The sequence below is a fragment of the Acinetobacter sp. 809848 genome, from assembly GCF_000581275.1.
Lineage (GTDB): Bacteria > Pseudomonadota > Gammaproteobacteria > Pseudomonadales > Moraxellaceae > Acinetobacter > Acinetobacter pittii.
The window spans coordinates 1-3,597 of sequence record NZ_JEXG01000079.1 but is presented as its reverse complement, the minus strand read 5'-3'; the positions used below and the strand labels follow the sequence as shown (position 1 = coordinate 3,597).

Here is a 3,597-nt window from a genome sequence, read left to right as displayed (position 1 = left end):
AAGAGCACCAATACCAGCGTCGATCTGAAGATAAGCATATGAAAATACCAAAATATAAACCGCTAGAAAAAATGCGTTTTTTAAACTCCATTGGACTTTGGTTTGAGACGATTTTGAATATAAAAACAGTCCAAATAAAACAACCGCACCACTTCCCACTCGTATTAGACTAAAAGTCATTGGGTCAATATGTCGGCCAACCAAAGCCAAACGACACAATACAGAATTTGCTGCAAAAGCCGCCATTATGAGTGCAATTTTAAAAAGCATTGTCCTTATGCTCCTGTTATTTCTTATAGTGTAAAAGAAGTCTTTCTTATCTATCTAATTCATTATGCAACTCATTTAATTCAATTTTTATAATAAAGGAATTTTATATTAAATGGACAAGTTTTTAAGATTCAACTTATCAGTTCAATCTTTAACTCTAGAATTGACTTATCGATGACTTAATAATAGGCTAATATCAAGTTCTATTTTAGAACCTAAAGAATTAAAGGACCCAAAAATGAAAAATCCGATGGAAATGACTGGCCTTGAATTTTTACAAGCAATGATAGAAGGCCATATTCCACCTGCCAGCATTAGTAAAACAATACCTATGCAACCTACTGAAATTTCAGAAGGATCTGTTACTTTTAAAGCTCAAGCAGATCATAACCATTTAAATCCACTCGGTGGCGTACATGGCGGTTTTGCTGCTACAGTTCTAGATTCAGTGACTGGCTGTGCAGTACATACGATGTTACCTGCGGGTGTAGGTTACGGCACAATCGACCTTAACGTAAAAATGTGCCGCCCTATTCCCCAAAATCAGGCTTTAATTGCAACAGGCAAAGTTATTAATTTAAGTAAAAATTTAGGTATTTCTGAAGGAAAGATTATTGATGAGGAAGGTAAACTGTATGCCTATGCAACAGCAACCTGCATGATTATTCGTTCATAATTATTAAAGGCAGCCTTAAACCGCTGCCTTTTTTATTAAGTCATCTGAATTATCTGGACGTTCACAAGTTTGTGCAATCACATACGGCGCCCAAATATTTTTAAGTTGAAGTTCTATAATTTCTTGATGCTCTACAGACCAAGCTAAAACTTTATTTTTACCCAAAAATAACTCCCCTTCTAATTGAAAAATATATAAAGATTCAGAAGAGTTTAGTAGTTTCGAGCTTTTTAAAATCTTAAGTGAATTATGCACATTCCATTTAGCGCTAAACCAAAGCTGCAATAAATCGCCTAAATATAAATCCTGCTTTTTGAAAGGATAAGCATTAATCCATGCACCTTCTACAAGTGTGTAATAAGATTCTGATTGATTTAAGATATTGAGATAATTGTGTTGATAGAAATCAAAATTAGAAAAAATAGAAGCGATCGTAAGCGTTTTCATACTTATCTCCGATTTAGCCATTTTAGTGCTGGCAAGTTGGTTTAAATCCACACTGTTTGGATTTCTCCAAACGCTTGTTCTTTTTTGAATCTAGCAATTGATTTTTTAAAGTGCAAGTAATTTCTTAACTCATCACTCAACTGATCAAATAAAAAGCATACGACACAAAAATGAAGTAAACATGACAATTTAGACTTGACCCTTCTCAAAATCTCCTTATAATCGCATGCAGATTCTCCCATAGCTCAGTCGGTAGAGCGACGGACTGTTAATCCGCAGGTCCCTGGTTCGAGCCCAGGTGGGAGAGCCAAATACTAAAAAGCCCGCAGCATTAAAGCGGGCTTTTTTTTGCCATAAATTTATCAATAACTATAAAAAATCCTCTATCAGCAGATAGAGGATTTAATTTTTTCTTAGAGTCTTTATTAGGTTTAACGCTCTAACCTAACTCGAAAGAATATATTTTCTTCTTAAATTATTATTCCACTTCAACCACTTTTAAAGGATTAAAAGATTGAGTGGTCGGCATCATTTCAATACGATTAATATTAATGTGTGGAGGTTGGGAAGCAATCCAAGCTACTGTATTTGCAATATCTTCAGGCAAAAGTGGATTCTTTTTATCATATAGACTGTTTACTTTATCCTCATCACCTTTAAAACGCACAAGAGAAAATTCAGTACCTCCACACAACCCTGGTTCAATGTTAGTTACGCGCACACCAGTACCAGCCAAATCAGCACGAAGATTTAGACTAAATTGCTCCACGAAAGCTTTGGTTGCCCCATACACATTGCCCCCTGGGTATGGATATGTGCCTGCGATAGACCCCATATTAATAATCAAACCTGATTTTTTCTTTACCATACTTGGCAAAATTAATCGGGTAATCGTAACAAGCCCCTTAACATTGGTATCAATCATCGTGTACCAATCATCTAGATCTGATTTATCTGCTGGTTCCAATCCTAATGCCAAACCTGCATTATTCACCAATAAATCAATTTGGCCGATTTGAAATTCGGCTGGCAAATCAACCAATACTTTATTTATATTTTCTGCCGTATCTGTCATGTCAAATACTAATGGGTAGAATTTTTCACCAAGTTCTTGTTTTAGTTCTTCTAGTTTTTCTGCTCGTCTTCCGCAACCAATAACGTTATATCCTAACTCAATCAGTTTTTTTGAAATGCTATAACCAAAACCCGCTGAGGCACCTGTAACTAATGCTAACATTCTTATATCCTTAGAAATGATCAACTATTTCAGTTGAACTCATGATGAACATATCAGCCTTTATATTTACACAATATTTATTATTAGCCTAAAAAAATAAAAGTTTTTTAAAAATTTTAAGAGAAATTAAAATCTATAAAAAATATATTTATTAAATAATTATATGCATTAAAAAACTAAAAGCAGAACATGCTTACCTAATAAAAAAGTTTACCGTGAAAGGTAAACTTTTTTATTTGAGACATCCAAGACTAAGCAGGAATACCACTATGAAAACGGAAAGTATTATCTGGGGTTAAAATCAGATTCTTTTCAACTTCACGGATATGATCAATTCGCTGCTGAATATCCTCTTTAGGATCTTTCATTTTTGCAGTTTTTGCTACATCAAGCGCAAGTGCGAGATAGTCTTCAAAATGACGAGACTCTGACTTAAGCAAGTATCGATAATAACGTCCTAACTCATCATCTACACGCGGAGCAAGTGCATAAAAACGCTCACATGAACGAGCCTCTACGAATGCCCCAATCACCAGCACATCAATTAAAGCTTCAGGCTCATACGTACGAATCTCTTTACGCAACCCACCTGCATAACGCCCAGCACTTAAACCAGTCCACTCTTGACCGCGCTTAGCCATAAGCTCAAGTACTTGTTCGTAGTGAAGCATTTCTTCTCGTACAAGTTGAGCAAGTTTTACTTGTAAGTCAGGAAAGAAGCTATAGCGGAACATTAAGTTCATTGCTGTACTAGCAGCTTTCTTTTCACAATTAGCATGATCTTGCATCAAGATATCTAAATTATTGATTGCCTCATCCAACCATGCATTTGGTGTTTGACATCCTAAAAAGGCCACCACAGGTTGCATTAATTCATCGTAATTGATACTCGACATAACCAACTATCCTGCTGCCTGAATCGCTGTTTTCATATCTTTAACCGCTTGAACCAGACCTACAAAAACAC

The 3,597-nt window shown here is 35.4% G+C and carries 6 protein-coding genes, 1 tRNA gene and 1 pseudogene; 2 read left to right on the top strand and 6 right to left on the bottom strand.

Annotated features, from left to right (window positions below):
• Positions 1-270, bottom strand: a pseudogene (locus tag J536_RS23500) (EamA family transporter); the annotation flags it as partial.
• Positions 271-508: 238 nt separating this feature from the next.
• Between J536_RS23500 and J536_RS23495 the strand changes: the two are divergent.
• On the top strand, positions 509-946 hold the full coding sequence (locus J536_RS23495; protein WP_032063319.1) for a PaaI family thioesterase: 438 nt from the start codon (positions 509-511) through the stop codon (positions 944-946).
• Positions 947-961: 15 nt separating this feature from the next.
• Here J536_RS23495 and J536_RS23490 read toward each other — a convergent pair whose 3' ends face one another.
• Complete coding sequence (locus J536_RS23490; protein ID WP_032063320.1) at positions 962-1,393, bottom strand: hypothetical protein; 432 nt, start codon at positions 1,391-1,393, stop codon at positions 962-964.
• A gap of 41 nt (positions 1,394-1,434) precedes the next feature.
• On the bottom strand, positions 1,435-1,581 hold the full coding sequence (locus tag J536_RS25570; RefSeq protein ID WP_079381033.1) for a hypothetical protein: 147 nt from the start codon (positions 1,579-1,581) through the stop codon (positions 1,435-1,437).
• A gap of 46 nt (positions 1,582-1,627) precedes the next feature.
• On the opposite strand from J536_RS25570, the gene J536_RS23485 reads away from it, so the two are divergent.
• Positions 1,628-1,703: transfer RNA gene (locus J536_RS23485), tRNA-Asn, on the top strand.
• A 168-nt stretch (positions 1,704-1,871) separates the two neighbouring features.
• On the opposite strand, the gene J536_RS23480 is transcribed toward J536_RS23485, so the two are convergent.
• The 3 genes from J536_RS23480 to J536_RS26330 all read right to left on the bottom strand — a co-directional run.
• Complete coding sequence (locus J536_RS23480; protein ID WP_032035927.1) at positions 1,872-2,630, bottom strand: SDR family oxidoreductase; 759 nt, start codon at positions 2,628-2,630, stop codon at positions 1,872-1,874.
• A 251-nt stretch (positions 2,631-2,881) separates the two neighbouring features.
• Positions 2,882-3,526 (bottom strand): tRNA-(ms[2]io[6]A)-hydroxylase, encoded by a 645-nt coding sequence (locus tag J536_RS23475; RefSeq protein ID WP_032055220.1) that lies wholly within the window; start codon positions 3,524-3,526, stop codon positions 2,882-2,884.
• A gap of 6 nt (positions 3,527-3,532) precedes the next feature.
• A partial coding sequence (locus tag J536_RS26330; protein ID WP_228130726.1) for a hypothetical protein occupies positions 3,533-3,597 on the bottom strand: 65 nt, incomplete at its 5' end.

Excerpts from the sequence above, each read along its gene's own strand:
- J536_RS23495 (WP_032063319.1), top strand. The coding sequence starts at position 509 with ATGAAAAATCCGATGGAAATGACTGGCCTTGAATTTTTACAAGCAATG.
- J536_RS23490 (WP_032063320.1), bottom strand. The coding sequence starts at position 1,393 with ATGAAAACGCTTACGATCGCTTCTATTTTTTCTAATTTTGATTTCTAT.
- J536_RS23480 (WP_032035927.1), bottom strand. The coding sequence starts at position 2,630 with ATGTTAGCATTAGTTACAGGTGCCTCAGCGGGTTTTGGTTATAGCATT.
- J536_RS23475 (WP_032055220.1), bottom strand. The coding sequence starts at position 3,526 with ATGTCGAGTATCAATTACGATGAATTAATGCAACCTGTGGTGGCCTTT.